18 protein-coding genes are annotated in these 19,223 nt (G+C 39.8%); 2 read left to right on the top strand and 16 right to left on the bottom strand.

The genetic code is table 11. The features are described 5' to 3' along the window. The first annotated feature begins 54 nt into the window (after positions 1-54). Entirely contained in the window at positions 55-1,761 is a 1,707-nt protein-coding gene (locus J8L71_RS03005; protein WP_210999203.1) for a lysophospholipid acyltransferase family protein, read from the top strand. Positions 1,762-1,796: 35 nt separating this feature from the next. Here J8L71_RS03005 and dapE read toward each other — a convergent pair whose 3' ends face one another. Next, positions 1,797-2,984 (bottom strand): succinyl-diaminopimelate desuccinylase, encoded by a 1,188-nt coding sequence (dapE, locus tag J8L71_RS03000; RefSeq protein WP_210999202.1) that lies wholly within the window; start codon positions 2,982-2,984, stop codon positions 1,797-1,799. A gap of 262 nt (positions 2,985-3,246) precedes the next feature. On the opposite strand from dapE, the gene J8L71_RS02995 reads away from it, so the two are divergent. Further along, positions 3,247-3,900: an OmpW family outer membrane protein gene (locus J8L71_RS02995; protein ID WP_210999201.1), complete on the top strand. Its 654-nt coding sequence runs from the start codon at positions 3,247-3,249 to the stop codon at positions 3,898-3,900. A gap of 30 nt (positions 3,901-3,930) precedes the next feature. On the opposite strand, the gene J8L71_RS02990 is transcribed toward J8L71_RS02995, so the two are convergent. The 15 genes from J8L71_RS02990 to flhB form a co-directional block, all read right to left on the bottom strand. Beyond that, positions 3,931-4,332, bottom strand: a complete 402-nt coding sequence (locus J8L71_RS02990) for a DUF2802 domain-containing protein (RefSeq protein ID WP_210999200.1) — start codon at positions 4,330-4,332, stop codon at positions 3,931-3,933. Between the two features lie 17 nt (positions 4,333-4,349). Then, positions 4,350-4,847: a chemotaxis protein CheW gene (locus J8L71_RS02985; protein ID WP_058548535.1), complete on the bottom strand. Its 498-nt coding sequence runs from the start codon at positions 4,845-4,847 to the stop codon at positions 4,350-4,352. Positions 4,848-4,871: 24 nt separating this feature from the next. Beyond that, on the bottom strand, positions 4,872-5,654 hold the full coding sequence (locus J8L71_RS02980; RefSeq protein ID WP_210999199.1) for a chemotaxis protein CheW: 783 nt from the start codon (positions 5,652-5,654) through the stop codon (positions 4,872-4,874). A 3-nt stretch (positions 5,655-5,657) separates the two neighbouring features. Further along, the gene (locus tag J8L71_RS02975) at positions 5,658-6,428 is read right to left on the bottom strand and encodes a ParA family protein (RefSeq protein WP_210999198.1); all 771 of its coding nucleotides are present in this window, start codon (positions 6,426-6,428) and stop codon (positions 5,658-5,660) included. 15 nt (positions 6,429-6,443) lie between these two features. Then, the gene (locus tag J8L71_RS02970) at positions 6,444-7,400 is read right to left on the bottom strand and encodes a flagellar motor protein MotB (RefSeq protein ID WP_210999197.1); all 957 of its coding nucleotides are present in this window, start codon (positions 7,398-7,400) and stop codon (positions 6,444-6,446) included. A 2-nt stretch (positions 7,401-7,402) separates the two neighbouring features. Next, on the bottom strand, positions 7,403-8,167 hold the full coding sequence (locus J8L71_RS02965; protein ID WP_210999196.1) for a flagellar motor protein: 765 nt from the start codon (positions 8,165-8,167) through the stop codon (positions 7,403-7,405). Further along, positions 8,160-9,308, bottom strand: a complete 1,149-nt coding sequence (locus J8L71_RS02960; RefSeq protein ID WP_210999195.1) for a chemotaxis response regulator protein-glutamate methylesterase — start codon at positions 9,306-9,308, stop codon at positions 8,160-8,162. The genes J8L71_RS02965 and J8L71_RS02960 overlap by 8 nt, the downstream gene beginning before the upstream one ends. Before the next feature lie 54 nt (positions 9,309-9,362). Further along, positions 9,363-11,588: a chemotaxis protein CheA gene (locus tag J8L71_RS02955; protein WP_210999194.1), complete on the bottom strand. Its 2,226-nt coding sequence runs from the start codon at positions 11,586-11,588 to the stop codon at positions 9,363-9,365. A 15-nt stretch (positions 11,589-11,603) separates the two neighbouring features. After that, positions 11,604-12,368, bottom strand: coding sequence for a protein phosphatase CheZ (locus tag J8L71_RS02950; protein ID WP_210999193.1), 765 nt, complete (start codon positions 12,366-12,368; stop codon positions 11,604-11,606). A gap of 17 nt (positions 12,369-12,385) precedes the next feature. After that, positions 12,386-12,769, bottom strand: a complete 384-nt coding sequence (gene cheY / locus J8L71_RS02945) for a chemotaxis response regulator CheY (RefSeq protein WP_008132609.1) — start codon at positions 12,767-12,769, stop codon at positions 12,386-12,388. A gap of 40 nt (positions 12,770-12,809) precedes the next feature. Further along, positions 12,810-13,520, bottom strand: coding sequence for an RNA polymerase sigma factor FliA (locus J8L71_RS02940; protein ID WP_210999351.1), 711 nt, complete (start codon positions 13,518-13,520; stop codon positions 12,810-12,812). Positions 13,521-13,546: 26 nt separating this feature from the next. Beyond that, a complete protein-coding gene (locus tag J8L71_RS02935) occupies positions 13,547-14,407 on the bottom strand; it encodes a MinD/ParA family protein (protein WP_104643107.1) in 861 nt (286 codons plus the stop codon). Further along, a complete protein-coding gene (flhF, locus tag J8L71_RS02930; protein ID WP_210999192.1) occupies positions 14,400-15,884 on the bottom strand; it encodes a flagellar biosynthesis protein FlhF in 1,485 nt (494 codons plus the stop codon). Before flhF ends, J8L71_RS02935 begins: the two co-directional genes overlap by 8 nt. Positions 15,885-15,905: 21 nt before the next feature. Further along, entirely contained in the window at positions 15,906-18,017 is a 2,112-nt protein-coding gene (gene flhA, locus J8L71_RS02925; RefSeq protein ID WP_210999191.1) for a flagellar biosynthesis protein FlhA, read from the bottom strand. Between the two features lie 71 nt (positions 18,018-18,088). After that, entirely contained in the window at positions 18,089-19,219 is a 1,131-nt protein-coding gene (gene flhB, locus J8L71_RS02920; RefSeq protein ID WP_210999190.1) for a flagellar biosynthesis protein FlhB, read from the bottom strand. Positions 19,220-19,223 lie beyond the last annotated feature (4 nt).

Here is a 19,223-nt window from a genome sequence, read left to right as displayed (position 1 = left end):
CTTTTTTTAATCTTATAGATATGGCGAATAGGCCAAATTGAAGATGAGGTTAATATGATAAGTGTTGATAAAGTAATTGCTGCAAATTTACCACAACTAGATAACTCTCCAAAGGTAAAAGGGTTAGTAAAAAAAGGCCTTGGTTATTTGCTACATGAACAAGAGTTTGTTGCTTTTGGCGATGCATATCCTCATCTACAAGGATTAGAATTTGTCGAGCAAGTGCTTGATGAGCTCAATTTTGATACTCGTTATAAACCAAAGCAAATAGAGCATATACCAACAGAAGGTAAGTTAGTCATTGTTGCTAACCACCCTATTGGCTCATTAGACGCATTAGCGCTCATTAAAGTGCTCTCAGGTGTTAGGCAAGATTTAAAAGTAGTAGCTAACCGTATGCTTATGTCGGTAACGCCGATGCACTCGCTTTTACTGCCTGTAGATAACTTATCTGGAATGAGTAAAAAACAAGAGCTAAACAATATACAAAATCATTTAAAAAGCGAAGGAGCCCTGCTCATCTTTCCTGCTGGTGAAGTATCTCGTTTAGGGCCAACTGGTATAAAGGACTGCAAATGGAATAGTGGCTTTTTACGCATGGCAAAAAAAGCTAACTGCCCTATTCTACCTATTTATATTAAAGCTAAGAACAGTCCTCTGTTTTATGGCACTTCGATGATTTATAAGCCTTTGGCAAGCTTACTATTAGTAAAAGAAATGTTTAAACAACGTCAAAAATCATTGGAGTTTGAAATAGGTGCCTCAATCCCTCCAGAGTCATATTTAATAGAGAACTTAAAAGACAAAGAGGTTGTAAACCTAATTCGCAAACAGTTATATCGTCTTACCACTAAAAAAACATTACCACTTAAAACACAAACTCCCATTGCAGTGCCTGAGTGCAGAAAAGAGCTTAAAAAAGCCATAGAACAATGTGAGTTACTGGGTAAAACCCTAGATGGTATGCATATCTACCTATACCAATATACAGGTAGTTCACCCATATTTAGAGAGCTTGGCCGCCTTAGAGAAATTGCCTTTAGAGCCGTGGGCGAAGGAAGTGGTAAACGCCGCGACATAGATAAATACGATATTGACTATCAACATTTGGTACTTTGGGATCCCACTCAATTAGAGCTTGTAGGTGCTTATAGGCTTGCATATGCAAAAGATATTATAGATAAGCATGGCAGAGAAGGTTTATACACCGACAGCTTATTTAGCTATACCGATGCTATGAAACCCTATTTAGAACAAGGCATAGAGTTAGGCAGAAGCTTTGTACAACCTAAATATTGGGGGCGAAAAAGCTTAGATTATCTGTGGTATGGGATTGGTGCTTTTGTTAAAAACTATCCGCAATACCGTTACTTATTTGGCGCTGTAAGCGTTCCAAATACGTTACCAGATCAAGCAAAAGCCATGTTAGTTCATTATTACCAACACTATTATAAAACTGATGAAGCGCTTGCAAGCCCTAATAATGAATTTAAACCTAGCGAGCAAGAGCTCACACAATGTAATACTGTTTTTAGTGGTAACGACGTAAAAGAAGACTTTGTAGAGCTTAAACACGTTCTTGCAAATATGAGCGTGCAAGTACCTACTTTATTCAAACAATATACTGAGCTTTGTAAGCCTGGCGGGGTAAAGTTTTTAAGCTTTAGCATCGATCCCGATTTTAATAATTGTATCGATGGACTAGTACTCGTGGATATGCAAAACGTGAAAGATAACAAAGCAAAGCGTTACCTAGGTTAATAAGCATTAGCATAACTACCAGCATGTACTCGCTGTTAGTTTTCGTTTATAAAAATGCGCGATAATAGATTAGTGTAAATACCCTCAATCTTAATTAAATCATTAATTGAAACATGCTCGTTAACTTGGTGAATCGTCTTATTTAGTACACCGCACTCTATTACTTGGGTGTGGTTATTTGCAAAAAAACGCCCATCTGATGTGCCACCGCTGGTACTTAAAAGAGGGTAACTACCTGTTTGCTCATAAATGGCCTCCTCTACTTGCGCTATTAAGCACCCGTTATTATTAGCGCTGGTGTAGTACGGCTCGCATGGACGCTCCCATATGATAGATATTTTTTCTAAAAACTCATTTAATGTATTTAGTAATAATGCTTTAACAGCCATACTGTTATAACAGTGACTATAGCGTACATTAAATGTAATTTCGCACTCACTAGGTACTAAATTATCAACCACGTTATTTATATTTATACCTGTTACTTGCAGTGTTGTTTTAGAACTTGCTTCATCTAGAAACCAAACTTGCTCACTTAACAAATTTACTATTTTTGCGCCCAAATGCGCGGCATTAAGTGTATTTTGAGGATACGCGACATGCCCAGCCTTACCTCTTACGGTTATACGCGCAGAGAGCGCGCCACGGCGTCCGTTTTTAATTGTATCGCCAACTTGTATTGAGCTTGTAGGCTCTCCTACAATACAACCATCTAATACAATGCCTTGCTTAGTTAACCTATTTGCTATTTCTAAAGAGCCAAACTCAGCTTCACCTTCTTCATCAGACGTAATAAGCCAATAAAGTGTGCCTACTTTTGTAGATGTATTAGCAATTAAATTTTTTGTAGCGCTTAGCATCGCCGCTACACCGCCCTTCATGTCAGCAGCACCTCTGCCAAAAATAGCACCATTTACTATTTTACCTTCAAAAGGAGGGCTTAACCACGCGCCACCTGTTGCTGGTACAACATCAATATGGCCAGAGAAAGCAATGATCGGACCTTCTTTAAATTTAATACTCGCTATTAAGTTTGTTACGCCATTTATAGTAAATTTTTCATAATTAAAGCCCAGCTCTGTTAATTGCTTAATTAGCCAATCTATTGCACCCGCTTGCTCAGGTGTTACTGATTTAAAGCGAATGAGCGTCTGTAGGTACTCTACAACATCGGCTTTACTATCTGTGTGTTTTATTTGTGATTCGAGCGCCGCTAAAAACATATTAAATATACTATGTAGCCTAAGAAGCTTTTATTACAACGTGGTTTTATGACTCCCCTATGTCAGCCCTAATACATTCTTGTGACGATGAGCAAAATAAAATGTCAATATTTGCGATTAACGAATAACGCTAAAATTAATCTAAATCAATAAAGTGCTTCACAAGGTTCAAACATTTTTGAAACTTTGATCTAGAACAGGTTTTTAAATTTTTTATTCGTCAATAATAGCGGCAATTAAAAAGTCGTTCTCGGAGAACAGCATGAAAACTCAAATTAGCATTGCATTACTTACTTCTTTACTCGCACTCTCTCCAGCTGCACACGCTAACTTTAGCGTAAATGTTGGCGCTATTAACGTTAACCCTGACAACAGCAGCTCAGCAATTAACGAAGCGCCAACGTTGGGCCTTAAAGGCGATTCAGATACACAACTAGGTATTACTATCGATTACGCATTTAACGACAAATGGGTGCTAGAACTTATAGCAGCTACACCATTTTCTCACGATGTAAATGGCGCTGGTGGCTTGGCTGGTAATAAAATTGCGGATATAAAACAATTACCACCTTCACTTGTCGCTCAATACCACTTTTTAGATACGAGTTATGCGCTAAGACCTTTTGTAGGTGTGGGTATAAACTACACTGTATTTTTTGACGAACAGCCATCTCAAGCTCTTAAAACAACCCTGGGCACAGATGATGTAGAAGTAAAATTAGATGATTCTTTTGGTTTTGTAGCTCAAGTAGGCGCTAACTATAAAATTGATAAAAACTGGGGCTTGCACGCCATGGTATCGCTTATGGATATTGATACTGATGCAACGGTATACGCTAATAGTGCAAAAGCACTTACCTCAACGGTAGAGCTAGACCCTGTAGTGGCAATGTTTGGTGTGAGATATAGTTTTTAAAAAGTAGTATATATGTGTGTTAAAAAGGCGCTATGCGCCTTTTTGTTTATGGAGTGAAAAAAGTAATTCAGCTTCAGCTCTTGGTAATTCGCATTCGCGTATCACTTCTTCTAAATCAGCACCGAGCTCAACCATTTTCACAGCACGGGAGTAGATTTTAGCATCGGGATCATCGTACTTTTGAGCCGCTTGTTGCTGCATTAAATCTTGGTTTTGTTGTTCAACTTGAAGTACTCGCTTACCAATACTCAGCAATCCAGTTCTTAACTCGGACACTTCACTTCTTAAAATATGAGTTTGCTCAGAGGATTCTTTAAGTTGCTGCGAAATGGAATCGATTTCTGCAGTGTGTTTATTTTTTAATGCAATAATTAACGCCAGCGATATAAGACCTACCGCTAGCGCCGATATAGCTATACTTAGTAACAGCATAATATATTTGGTAAAGCTTATATATCGCTTAACTCATCCCATTCATCATCACTAAGTAGTTTATTTAGATCAACTAATATAAGTAATTCATTATCGCGATTACAAACACCTTGAATAAACTTAGCACTTTCTTCGGTACCTACATTAGGTGCACTGTCTATTTCAGAGCTTCGCAAATAAACAACTTCAGATACGCTATCGGCTAAAATTCCAATGACTTGCTCTTCTGCTTCAATAATCAGAATTCGAGAATTATCAGTAGTATCGGCTGCTGGTAAGCCAAAACGAGAGCGAGTATCAATAACTGTTACCACGTTCCCGCGCAGGTTAATAATACCAATAACATATGAAGGTGCACCCGGTACCGGAGCTATTTCTGTGTAACGAAGTATCTCTTGTACTTGCATTACATTTACGCCGTAGGTTTCTTCCTCGAGCTTAAACGTAACCCACTGTAAAATTTCATCATTATTATCTGCATTTTTGTTTGCTGACAGTAATTTATCTTGATTCATGCTATTACCCCGTAATGGTCATTACTACTGACGGCTGTCTAAGCCTTTCTCTAATAATATATTTAAGTTGTCTACATCAATTAAAGCACACATTTTCTCTTTTATAACACCCGCAAGCCATGGACGCTTACTTTGGTCTGTACGCCATTTTACATCTTCTTTACTCAATGTAATGTTATTTATCAATTTTTCAGCTAATAAACCCCACTGACTATCACCTAGTGTAATTAAATATTGATAATCTAATGACGCTTCTAATTTTTCATCGTACTTCTCTGGCATTACCCATCGAGCAGTATCAACAACGTTGAGTTTCTCCTCTCGGTTAAGCATGACACCTTTAAACCACTTTGGTTTGCCAAACAAATGATTTACTTCACCTAATTGATGAATACCGCCTAATGCCTTTAATGGCACAGCAAGTGTGAGCCCTGCCACTTCAAAAAATAATGCCTGAAACTCACCATCAAAATAATCAGCCTTACCATCAATTGAAAGCTGCGGCTCAGTACTTTCAAGTACGGTAGTGGTTGCTTCTACATTTTTGTTACTAACAACCTCACTAACATTTTCGGTATCAGATATTGGCTTCACATCTGATGCGAGTAAATCTTGATCGAATACTTTTTCTGCTGCTTTTAATTGCTCTTTAGGTTTTAAATGAACTTGCTCAGGCTCTGTGCCATCAGGGAGCTGCTCGAGTAACTTTGCTACTGGCTCAAGATTATCTACAGGCTCATCTTCACAAAGCAAAGCCCCTAGGTATTGTTTCATCACTTTTTCATTAGCAAATAATTGCTTACTCATTCATTAACCTTGTTCAATTAAATACTCCAATAGAGCCTTATATGCAAACACACCACGCGAGCGAGGGCAAAATTCTATTGGCACTTTTTGCGCTAAGCTTGCATCTCTAAATTTAGTATCCACCGGAATAACACCCGGCCATACTTTATTAGTGTATGTATTTTGTAATGTTTTATAGGCCTCTAGTGATGCTTTAGTACGCTTATCATACATAGTAGGGATTATAGTATATTGATAATCTTTCGCCTGAGAGGTTTGCATTAATTCCATTGTACGCATCATTCTATCAAGCCCTTTAAGCGCTAGAAACTCAGTTTGTACCGGGACTAAAATACGCTCACTTGCAGCTAATGCGTTAACCATCAACACTCCTAAAACAGGAGGGCAATCTAAAATGGCATAGTCATAATGTTCACTTATTTTTGCAAGCGATTTTTTTAATATTAACCCCATTCCCGTTTTGTTACCCATACTTCTATCAAGCGTAGCTATCGCCATTGTTGCAGGTAAAATATCTAGATTTTCGAGAGTTGATGGGCATAATGCTTGAAGTATTTCTTCGCTTTGCATGCTCGTACCACGTGCAAAAATATCGTACACGCTGACTTCTAAGTCTTCAGAGTCTATACCAAAATAATATGTGAGCGATGCATGAGGATCCGTATCTATAAGCAGCACACGTTTACCCTGTAAAGCTAAAATACCAGCAAGACTAACAGCAGTGGTTGTTTTTCCAACCCCACCCTTTTGATTTGCGACAGTCCAAATCTTCACATTGTGTCCTAATTATCATTCATTGCGTGTAGTTATGCGAATACCACCATGAGGCAGTCGAATTATTTTTATAGTATCGTCGTCAGAAGATAACTCGACTTCTGGCTCTATCGCTACAGGCTCACTTTCTTGCCCACCTTTTTTAACTTCTTTTTCAGGCGGTAGGCCATACTTAGAAAGTGCAATTACAACTTTACGGTTTTCAGCCCGCCCTTCGGCAGTACTGTTATCTGCAAACGGAGCGTATTGACCATATCCCTCTATAGCCATTCTCGCAGAGTTAATTCCAAGCGCCTCAAGTTCCATTAAAATAGAAGTGGCTCTGGCAACTGACAGCTCCCAGTTTGAGCGGAAAATTTCATTACGAATAGTTTCATCGTCAGTATAACCGCGCACTCGTACATAATTATCTACAGGAGCAATAATATCTTTAACTATTTTAACTACTTGTTTTGCTCTTGAGTGCGCAACTGAGCTTCCACTTGAAAACAGCATTCCAGAGCTAAGCTCTATAATTAACCAATCCTGATTTAGCTCTAGGCTAGCCTCGCCATTACGGATTTCATCAATTAGTGCTGACTGCAATTTAGTTAAAAGATTATCAAGGGGTTTCCCCAAGTACTTTTGCTGGATATTACTTGTATCGCTTTGCCCATCAAGAAGTTCAGGGCCTTGTTCTTGCTTTTGAATACTTTCACCATAGAGAACTTCCAGCTCAGGTGTCACTCTATCGGTCAAGATTCCATTGCCGTTAACACCTTCACCTTGCTGCGAAAATTGGCGTGCCGATTTATCAAAAACATGTCCAAGTGAGTCAGATAAAACCTGAAAACTTTCTTCTTTATTAATGGCAATAGCGTATAGCACTACAAAAAAAGCAAACATTATGGTCATGTAATCAGCATATGACACGAGCCAACGCTCTGTGTGTTGGTCTTTAGCAGCTGAATAGCGAAGACGCCTACGTAGCATAATTACGCATCCACTAAATTAGGACGCTCAACACGATAAGCTTCAAGCCTTAATTCTATATTCATAGGACTTTCGCCAACGCTTATAGCAATCACACCTTCAGCAAGCATTTCATGATATAGCATCTTTTGCTCAACTCGCTGCTTAAGCTTATTTGCCATTGGTAAAAACAGTAAATTAGCGAGTCCAACTCCATAAATTGTCGCTATAAAGGCAGTAGCGACACCTGCGCCCAACATTTGTGGTTCAGTAATAAAAGACATTGCCTGTATTAAGCCAAGCACAGCGCCTAAAATGCCAATGGTAGGACTGTACCCCCCCATGGCATCATAAACACGAGCTGCTTCTAATAAGCGATCACGTTCAAGCAGTAAATCAATTTCGAGAGTGTCGCGCAGCTTTTTCTCTGAACAGCCATCAATCAGTAAGCTTAAACCTTTTGCAGCATAAGCGTCTGAGTGTGTTAGTGCTTCGTTTTCAAGCACTAAATAACCTTCTTGTCGAGCTTTATAAGACCAGCGTTTAACTTGCTCTATCGCTTCATCGATATCATAGTGAGGAGCAACAAAAACCCAGCTAGTCATATTCAGCATTTTTTTTAATGTACTGCCTGAGGTTTGTAACATAACCGCACCAATAGTACCGCCTAATACAATAATTAATGCAGGCCCATTAAAAAGAGCAGATACAACACCGCCCTCTAAAGAATACCCAAAAGCTATTGCACCAAGCGCGACAACTAACCCGAGTATTGAGAGCTTATCCACACCCAATCTCTCTTTTGATTCTCATAGCAACGTCATCAAGCGCTAAGTTTTCACTTGCAAGCCCTGCGTTTGCGATAGCTTGTGGCATACCATAAACTACGCAGCTTTTTTCATCTTGAGCCCAAATTGTGGCGCCGGTTTGCTTCAACATTCTTGCACCATCACGCCCATCTGCGCCCATGCCGGTTAAAACAATAGCCAGCACATCACCTTGATAAGCCTTTGCTGCACTAGCAAAAGTAACATCAACACTAGGTTTGTAACTTATGCGTTCGCTGTTATCTTCAAATACACGCAATGTTCTATTTGAGCCGCGCCCTTCAACCATCATTTGTTGCCCACCAGGTGCTAAATATGCCGTCCCAGGCTGTAATCGGTCACCTTGTTGAGCTTCTTTTACTTTAATTTGGCACAATCCATTAAGGCGTGCAGCAAATGCTGGCGTGAAAGCTGCAGGCATATGTTGAATAAGTAAAATTGGGTGAGGGAAATTAGCAGGTAACTGAGTTAAAATGGTTTGTAGAGCTACAGGGCCACCTGTAGATGTACCTATCGCGACAAGTTGATATTGCTTACCACTTGCTCGTATTGATGCACTACTTGAAGAATTTTTTATAGGAGCTGTACGCTGAAAGCTTCTATCAGGCTGCTTGACAGTACTTGCCCCAGAAAGGCTAGAGCTTACAGGCGCTGACCTTTCTACTGGCTTACTTGAAGGTGCTGGCTTAAACGCTCTTGGTGCGCGCCTTCTGCCTATTTCTTTTACTTTTGTTTGTAGTAATTTAATAGCATCTTCGTTATTACGCGCAATATCTTCGAATTTTTTTGGTAAGAAATCCATAGCGCCAGCATCTAGTGCATCTAGAGTCGCCGTTGCGCCATCTCGCGTTAACGAAGAAAACATTAATATTGGCGTTGGATTACTCGCCATTATCTCTTTCACTGCACTAATGCCATCAAGCACTGGCATTTCTACATCCATAGTAATCATATCAGGGCGTAGCTGCGCTGTTTTATCTACAGCTTCTCTGCCATTTACAGCAAAACCTATAACGTGTATGTCGCTATCTTGCTCAAGTATTTCGCTTACTCTGCGGCGAAAAAAGCTTGAATCATCAACAACTAAAACTTTAACGGCCATTTAGCTCTCTTATTAGGTTTATATGCAGGTATGTACTACATACCTGCATTATTGTTAGCCTGCGTAATGTTTTAACATGCTTGGTACATCAAGTATAAGTGCAATACCACCATCTGATGTAATTGTAGCGCCAGCCATGCCTGGCGTACCTTGAAGTAAGGCATCAAGCGGCTTAATTACCACTTCCTCTTGGCCTATTAATGAATCTACAACGAAACCAACTTGCTGCGTGCCAATTTGAACAATAACAACATGTCCTTGCGCTTTTCGCAGAGAACGATCAGCACCTTTAACAAGCCAATGCTCTAGATAAAATAACGGAATCGCTTTTTTACGCACAATTATTGTTAATTGACCATCGACAACATTTGTTTTAGTTAAATCTAAATGGAATATCTCACTCACCCCAGCCAGTGGTAAGGCAAATGTTTGTGCCCCAACAATAACCATTAAGGTAGGTAAAATAGCTAAGGTTAGAGGAACTTTTATTTCTAAAATGGTACCTACACCTAACTCAGACTGTATGCTAACCGAACCATTCAATTGAGTGATTTTAGTTTTTACTACATCCATCCCTACACCACGGCCAGAAATATCTGAAATTTCTTCTTTAGTAGAAAAGCCTGGAGCAAAAATTAGGTTGTAAGCTTCGGTGTCAGAAAGTCGACTCGCTTGGTCATGATCGAGAACACCTTTACTAATCGCAATTTTCTTGAGTTTTTCAGCATCCATACCAGCACCATCGTCTTTAATGGTTAACAAAATATGATCGCCTTCTTGCGATGCTGATAAAGTAACATTACCTGTACGCGGTTTACCCGCAGCTTCACGATCAGCAGGCATTTCAATACCATGATCAACTGAATTACGCACCAAATGCACAAGAGGGTCGGCAAGCGCTTCAACTAAGTTTTTATCTAAATCAGTTTCTTCACCAACAAGTTGTAGGTTTATATCTTTATTTAAACTTCGTGCCAAATCACGAACAACACGAGGGAAGCGACCAAATACCTTTTTGATGGGCTGCATTCTTGTTTGCATAACTGCACCTTGAATATCAGCAGTTACCACATCAAGATTAGAAATTGCTTTACCCATGGCTTCGCTATCAGAATTAGTTGCAAGACTCACTAAGCGGTTTCGAACAAGCACTAACTCACCCACCATGTTCATAATTTGATCAAGGCGTTTTGTGTCTACACGAACAGTTGTCTCAGCTGGCGGTGGTGCTGCCTTTTTAGGAGCCGCAGGTGCAGCTTTGGCGACAGGTTTTTCTGGCACTTTTTCAACTGATTTTGGTGTAGAGGCTTTAGCTGGTTCAGCTTTTTTAACAGGCTCTGATTTTTTTGCAGCTGGCGGTGAAACAGGCTCAGGCTGTTTTGCAGCTGGTACGCTTTCTGCTGATTTAGGAGCAGTCCCTTTACCGTGAAGCTCATCAAGAAGCGCTTCAAACTCATCATCACTAATTTCATCATCTGAAGATGAATTAGCATCGCTTTGAGGCGCTTTAGCTTCTACTTTAGGCGGTTGTTCAGATTTACTTTTTTCAGACTCTGAACTTGCTCCCGCACCAAAGCTGCCAACACCGTGTAATTCATCTAATAAACTATCAAATTCATCATCTGTTATATCACCGCTAATATCAGCATCGCTTGGTGTTGACTCCTCCGCTACAGGAACTTGTCCTTTACCATGTAATTCATCAAGTAGGTTTTCAAATTCGTCTTCGGTAATTTCATCTATCTGTGAATCAGCTGCACTAGGGGCACCACTAAACATTTCGTCAAAAGCAAATGGGTCTTCTTCATCTACAGCATTAGATTCTGGAGATTCACCTTGAGGAGGCTCAGGTTCAGGCTGAGATGCTTCACCAGCTAATTCAGCCTCTGTTGGTGGTAAACCAAGTATGTGAAGTGTTTCGAGTAATTGAGGGTCTGCTGGTTCAGGTTTGTCTCTATTTTGAATCGTTGCAAACATTTCATTAATGGTATCAAGTGCTTGTAATATAACATCCATCAACTCGGAGTTAACAGTTCGCACTCCCTGACGCAGTAAATCAAATACATTTTCTGCACCATGACACGCATCAACGAGCTCTGTCATTGCTAAAAAGCCTGCACCACCTTTTACGGTATGAAAACCTCTAAATATAGCATTTAGTAGCTCGGTGTCTTCTGGGTTATTTTCCAGCTCAACTAACTGTTCAGATAAAAGCTCAAGGATTTCTCCAGCCTCTACCAAAAAGTCTTGTAAAATATCTTCATCGACTTCAAAGCTCATGCAGTTACTCTCCTCTTAGAAGCCCAAACTTGATAAAAGATCATCGACTTCATCTTGATCAGATACAACATCATTACGCGAATCTTTATCAATAATTGGGCCTTCCGGACCTGCTAAAGTTTGTGCGGTAACTGGTTCTTCTGTTTTTTGTTCTATTGTTTCAGCCGGGCTGTCATCTTGCGCTGCAAAAGCAGTTAAAAGATGCAGTAAGCTCTCTTCTACTTCTCTAACTAATTCAATAACTCGACGAATTACTTGCCCAGTTAGATCTTGATAGTCTTGAGCCATTAATACGTTGGTCATTAAGCTCTGTAACTCATCGGTTTTATGATGAGAGTTATTCATAAACTTATCGATGCTGTGGCATAGCGTCTTAAATTCGCCCAACTCTATTTCGCGACTCATTAAGCGATCCCAAGTCGGTTTGATATGAGATATTTCGTCTGCTAATTGCTGAGCAATAGGCAAGCTTGCCTCAACAGCATCCATCGTTTTATTCGCGGCATTTTCTGTCATTTCCATAACATAATTTAGCCGCTTTTTAGCATCAGGGATAGCATCAGTAGTTAAGTCAGTTAAACGAGTATCAAGCTCAAAGCTTTTAAGCGCTTCGTGCAATTGACGGGTTAACTTTCCAACTTCAGCAAATAATTCAGATTGCTCTTGTGAAGCAGTTTCTAAGATCAGCTGATTGGCTTTCTCTTGCTCACCGTTTTCTAAAAAAACAACGAGTTGCCGAGCTTGTTCTAAAGTTATTTGAGGCGCAGCAGGTGCTGGCATAAACCTCTCCCCTATCGTTAACCTAAACGTTCAAATACTTTTTCTAATTTTGTTTTTAGTGTTCCAGCCGTAAAAGGCTTCACTATATAACCATTAACGCCTGCTTGAGCTGCAGCAATTATTTGTTCTTTTTTCGCTTCAGCTGTCACCATTAGTACAGGGATATGTTTTAACTTATCATCCGCACGAATCGCTCTTAATAGGTCAATACCTTGCATACCAGGCATATTCCAATCTGTAACTACGAAATCAAAGACTTGATTTTGTAGCATAGGCAAAGCCGTAGAGCCGTCATCAGCCTCTTGAACGTTAGTGAAGCCTAAATCACGTAACAGATTTTTTATAATACGTCTCATCGTTGAGAAATCATCAACAACAAGAATTTTCATGTTTTTATCCAAAACATCCTCCAGTGAGGTTTTAACCTTAGTTTACTTACTACTAATTTATCCAGTCATTGATTTTAGCTTTAAGCTTAATCATGGCCTGACCATGTATTTGACTTACACGCGATTCACTTACATCGAGTATATGCCCTATTTCTTTTAAATTCATTTCATCGTTATAGTACAAAGAAAGCACCATTGCATCACGCTCTGGTAAAGACTTTATAGCACTTAGTAAAGATGCATTAAACCGTTCATTTTTAACATTATTAAAAGGTTTGTCTAGCGATAAATCTTGCCCTATAGGAGCAATTACATCTTCGTCAACACCAAGGTCTTCAATACCTAAAACTTTACTTGCGTTAACATCGTTTAAAATATGATGGTACTCATTTAACGAAATTTCAAGTTTTTCAGCAACTTCTATATCTGTTGGTTCACGGTTTAAGCTGTTTTCAAGTTCTGTGATAGCCTCAGCTACTTGCCTGCTTTTACGGTGTACTGAGCGAGGAGCCCAATCCCCTCTGCGCATTTCATCGAGCATAGCTCCGCGTATTCGTATTCCTGCGAAGGTTTCAAAGCTAGCTCCTTTGGCTGCATCAAAGTTTTTTGAAGCTTCAATTAAACCTATCATTCCTGATTGAATTAAGTCATCAAGTTGAACACTTGGTGGTAATCGAGCAATTAGATGACATGCCACTTTTTTTACAAGCGATGCATGCTTTTCAACAATCACATTTAAGTTTTGTGTTGTTTGATATCCCATAGCTCTATTCACCAATGTTGTCATAATTAGCCGTTTACTAGTTTTTCAATGAAAAACTCTAAGTGCCCAGATGGTTGGTTTGGTATTGGCCATTTTACTGCTTTTGTTGCCAACGTTTTAAATGCAAGGGCTGCTGGCGAATTCGGGAAAAGCTCTACAATTACTTTTTGACGACGCGTCGATTTACGCATATTTTCATCATATGGAACAGTTGCAACCAATTCCATTGATATATCTAAAAAACGATCTGTAACTTTAGATAATTTTGCAAATAACTCCTGGCCTTCTCGCATACTGCGGACCATATTTGCAACAATTTTAAATTTATAAACACCATGCTCACGGCTTAAAACTTTAATTAATGCGTATGCGTCCGTTATTGATGTTGGTTCATCACAAACTACAACCATGACATCTTGGGCCGCACGAGAAAAGCTTAGTACCATGTCTGAGATACCGGCGGCAGTATCTACAATTAAAATATCAAACTCAGTGTTAAGTTCACTGAAAGCACGTATTAAGCCAGCATGTTCTGATGGTGATAGTTCAACCATGCTTTGCGAGCCCGACGTAGCGGGTACAATTTTTATGCCAGCAGGCCCTTCAACTAAAATCTCATCCAGCTCACATTCACCAGATAAAACATGTGACAAATTACGCTCAACGCGCAAACCAAGCATCACATCACAATTTGCTAAGCCTAAATCGGCATCAAGTACTAAGACTCGATTACCTTGCTGCCCTAATGCAATAGCAGTATTCAGAGAAACATTTGTCTTCCCTACTCCACCTTTGCCACCAGTTACAGCGATAACTTTTACGCCGTTGTTATTGTTTTGACTCATTTTGCGCAGGCCGCTTGCTTGATCTAATACTGTGTTAATCATACATCCCTACTGTGCTCGACGCCACTGCTTGGTGCCTTGAATGTTGTGCTTTTATTCTTTTTAAATACAATTGCTCAGCCTTTTTAACTAGTTTCTCAGCATTTGCAACTCGAATATCTTCTGGTACTCGTTGTCCGTTAGTAAGATACCCTATTGGGAGGCGATTTTGAATCGCAATACTAATAATTTCCCCCAAACTTAAAGACTCGTCTAACTTAGTGAAAATACAACCACTTAACTGTACTTTTTTAAAGTGACGTACAGTTTCTTGAAGTACATTAATTTGTGCTGTTGCACTTAATACTAAGTAACTACGAATATCAACGCGTTGATTACGCATTAATGTATTTAACTGCTCAGTTAAACGCAAGTCTCGCTGGCTCATACCTGCTGTATCAATTAATACTAGACGTTTATTACGTAAATGATATAAAACTTCAGCCAATTCATTCGCATCTTTTACTTGTTTAACTCCACAACCAATGATTCGTCCGTATGTGGCAAGCTGCTCATAAGCACCAATTCTGTAAGTATCAGTTGTAATTAGTGCTACTTTATCAGCACCATATTTTTGAGCACCTAAAGCTGCAAGTTTAGCTACAGTTGTTGTTTTGCCAACACCTGTTGGGCCAACTAATGCATAAACACCACCTTGGCGAAGTATTTCGTTGTTCGTTGTTTGCATTTGGTCTTCGACCATAGTTAATAATGCTTTCCAACCTTGTTGACGAGATACATCGTCAGGCACAAAACACGCCATTTGCTGAGCAACTTCTTTATCTATCCCCATACCGACTAAACGGTCAACCATACATGCGCGTGTAGGATCGCGACGCGCCATATCTTGTTGCATTAGACCCGATACTTGGTGCTCAAGTAATTGACGAATTGCATTCATTTCTTCGCGCATATTTGTCATTTCTTCGCTTTCATTTTTTTTAGTTTGTGGGCGAGAATTTACAGGCGCTTCTAAATCATCAAAATCACGGTCTAAATCGTCAAACCCTAAGCTATCGGCTTGGGTATGCGGACGCGACGAAGCTACATCATCACGTGCAAACATATTTTCAGTAGGACGCGCTTTGGCTACAGGCTCTTGGTAGTTGTCGGTAGTATCAATACCCGATTGTGAAAACATTGAAGCAAGCTCTGGAGAGCGAGGTCGTGGAGACTGACGCTCTAGTAACGCTTGTAAACTATCTGCAACTTTTGCTTGCGGTTCTGGTTTAGCACGCTGTGGCTCTGGCTTTACAAAATTATGCATACTTTGCTGTGGAGCTTGAGCACGCGTATTTTGCTCTGTTTGAGGCTGCGAAGCTACTTTAGGGGCTGCTTTGTCATAATCAACCGCTGCTACAATTTCTACACCGTTAGCAAGCTTCTTGTTTGACATAATAACCGCATCAACACCTAACTCTTCTTTAACTTCTTTAAGTGCTGTGCGCATATCTTTAGCAAAAAAACGTTTAATCTTCATGGTTTAACCCCTGTTAAAATCTTATTGTTGGCCTACCGAGCTTACAATCTTGATCTGTCTTTCATCTGGTACCTCTTGATAAGACATTACCTTTAAACCAGGTATTGTGTACTTAACAAAACGAGATAACACAGTGCGTAACATTCCTGACGTTAGCAATATCGAAGGTTCACCAGCCATTTCTTGATTTTGATGCGCTTCGGTTAATGACACTTGAAGTCGCTCTGCAAGTCCTGGTTCTATACCGGCACCTTCGTCGCCTGCATTTTGTAATGACTGATGCAACATCTGTTCCAACTCAGGCGCCAAGGTTATGACAGGGATTTCTGATGACATACCCACTGCGTCTTGAACAATTAATCTACGCAGAGAAATGCGCACCGCAGCCGTTAAAACATCAGGGTCTTGGCTTCGCGGGCCATATTCAACAAGGGTTTGTACAATTGAGCGCATATCGCGAATAGCAACACCTTCGTTTAATAAATTTTGCAGTACTTTTACAATTACAGTTAATGGCAATACATCTGGCACTAGCCCTTCAACTAAGCGAGGGTGACTTTTAGCAAGCATATCAAGTAGGTTTTGAACCTCTTCGTGTCCTAGTAATAATGCAGCGCTATTTGTAAGTAACTGGCTTATATGCGTCGCAACAACGGTGGCAGAATCAACAACAGTGTAACCAAGAGATTGAGCTTCATCTTTTTGATCGGGCTTAATCCAAACAGCATCAAGTCCAAATGCAGGATCTTTTGTGTCAACACCTTTAATTGGCCCAAATACTTGACCAGGATTTATAGCAAGTTCGTCACCATGCTTAAGTTCACTCTCTCCAGTAGATACACCCATCAACGTGATTCTGTAAGCATTTGGATCTAGCTCTAAATTATCGCGAATATGTACAGGTGGCACTAAAAACCCAAGCTCTTGAGAAAGCTTTTTACGCACGCCTTTAATACGGTTTAGTAGCTCGCCACCTTGTGACTGATCAACTAATGGTATTAATCTGTAACCTACTTCTAGGCCTATGACGTCAATTTGTTGAACGTCATCCCAACCAAGCTCTTTTTGCTCTTGCTTATTAGCAACGCCTGTTGCTGGGTTATTTCCATTAGCAGCTGCTTCAGCCTCTAAAGCGGCTGCTTTTAATTTACTTTGTTGGGTGTAATACGCTACATAACCTAATAAACCACCTAGGCTCAAAAAGGCTAAGTGAGGCATACCGGGTACAAGCCCCATTACAATTAAAATACCTGATGCAATAAATAATGACTTTTCGTTACCAAGTTGCTTCTTAAATTGATCGCCCATATTAAGCGATTCATTTTGACGCGTTACAACAATTGCGGTACCAATTGAAAGAAGTAAAGAAGGAAGTTGGGCAACTAGGCCATCACCAATAGTCAGTAATGTATACACTTCCATTGCATTGCCAAAACTCATATTGTGTTGGATCATACCTACAAATAAGCCACCCACTATATTGATAACTAATATAACAATACCAGCAATTGCATCGCCTTTAACAAATTTACTAGCACCATCCATAGAACCGTAAAAATCAGCTTCGCGAGTAACTTCTTCACGACGATCTCGCGCTTGCTCTGCACTAATAAAACCAGCATTTAAGTCTGCATCTATAGCCATTTGCTTACCTGGCATGGCATCAAGAGTAAAACGTGCTGACACTTCAGATATTCGACCTGCGCCTTTAGTTATTACTACAAAGTTAATAATAATCAGAATTAAAAAAACCACTAAACCAACGGCGTAATTACCGCCAATAACCACCGAGCCAAAAGCCTCAATTACTTTACCTGCAGAGTCGCCACCGTTATGTCCTTCAAGTAATACTACACGGGTACTGGCAACGTTTAGGGCGAGTCGCATTATGGTTGCAATAAGGAGCACGGCCGGAAACATACCAAACTCAACGGGCTTCATTGTATAAACGGTCACAAGCAGCACAACTAAAGCAAGTGCTATATTGAACGAAAAGAGTATATCGAGAAGAAAAGGTGGGAGCGGTAAAATAACCATACCAAGCGCAGCTAACACCAACAATGGTGTTCCTACGCCTTTGGCGTACTCTTTTTTATCTTTATTAAGTTGTTGTAATACAGCTTTAAAATCCATAAATCTACAATTTCAAAAAATTGACACTACGCTGAAATTGCAATAACTATTCCAAGTTATAATCTTAACGACTAATACTTGTAAGCATCTGGAATTGGGAGTTTTTTATTAAGTGGAACAGGACGTTTGCCACGCCCTTTATTAAAACGTTTAAGCTGAAATACATACGCCAAAACTTGCGCAACAGCGGTAAATAATTGATCGGGTATTTGATCGCCGACCTCAGCGGTATGATAAAGCGCACGGGTTAGCATTGGCGACTCCACGATGGGAACTTCGTTACCTATTGCAACTTTACGAATTTGCATTGCCATTTCATCTGCGCCTTTGGCAAGCACAATAGGCGCGCCTGCACGCTCGGTATCGTATTTTAACGCTACAGAATAATGCGTAGGGTTAGTAACAATAACATCGGCATCTGGGACATCTTGCATCATTCTATTTTGCGACATTTGCCTTTGCGTTTGCCTAATACGCGCTTTAATTTGTGGATCACCTTCAGAGTTTTTATATTCGTCTTTAACCTCTTGCATGGTCATTTTAAGTTGTTTGTTATGGTTATAACTTTGAAATGGCGCATCTATCGCGGCAATCACAATTAAAGTGCATGAAAGGCCTAAAAACATCCACCCTAAAATTTCTAGCGCGTGGATTATATTACTGGGCGCACTTTCTAAACTTAAATGAAGGATTTCATCAAAATAAGTATTAATTAAAAAAACAGCAATAGTAGCCACTAAGCCAAACTTTAATAACGACTTAACAAGTTCTACACCGGCTTGAGGGCCAAACATACGTTTAAAGCCTTTCATTGGCGACATTTTACTAGCCTTAGGTGTAGCAGCTTCCCAGCTAAAGTTAAAGCCACCTAGTAAGGTATTACCAATAAATGCAGCAAGCACGATAATTAATACAAACATTGCCATTGGGAACATTAAGGCATCGGCTACTTCACCCCACACCGCAAACATTTTTGTCGTATCAAACGCTTCATTTCGGTTTAAGCTTAGGGTTCGTCCCATTACGTTGTATAAACCTTTACCAATTTCAGGCCCATACATTAATAAAGAAATAGCTGAAAATATAAGTACAAACATTGTCCCTAACTCTTTTGAGCGGGCTATTTGGCCTTTCTTTTTAGACTCATCCAATTTTTTGGATGTGGGTTCTTCTGTTTTTTCTTGCCCGGAATCTTCTGCCATTATT

The sequence above is a fragment of the Pseudoalteromonas sp. MMG007 genome (genome assembly GCF_018100985.1).
In the GTDB taxonomy this organism is placed as follows: domain Bacteria; phylum Pseudomonadota; class Gammaproteobacteria; order Enterobacterales; family Alteromonadaceae; genus Pseudoalteromonas.
The sequence above is the reverse complement of the archived record's forward strand: the minus strand, read 5'-3'. Positions and strand labels throughout refer to the sequence as shown.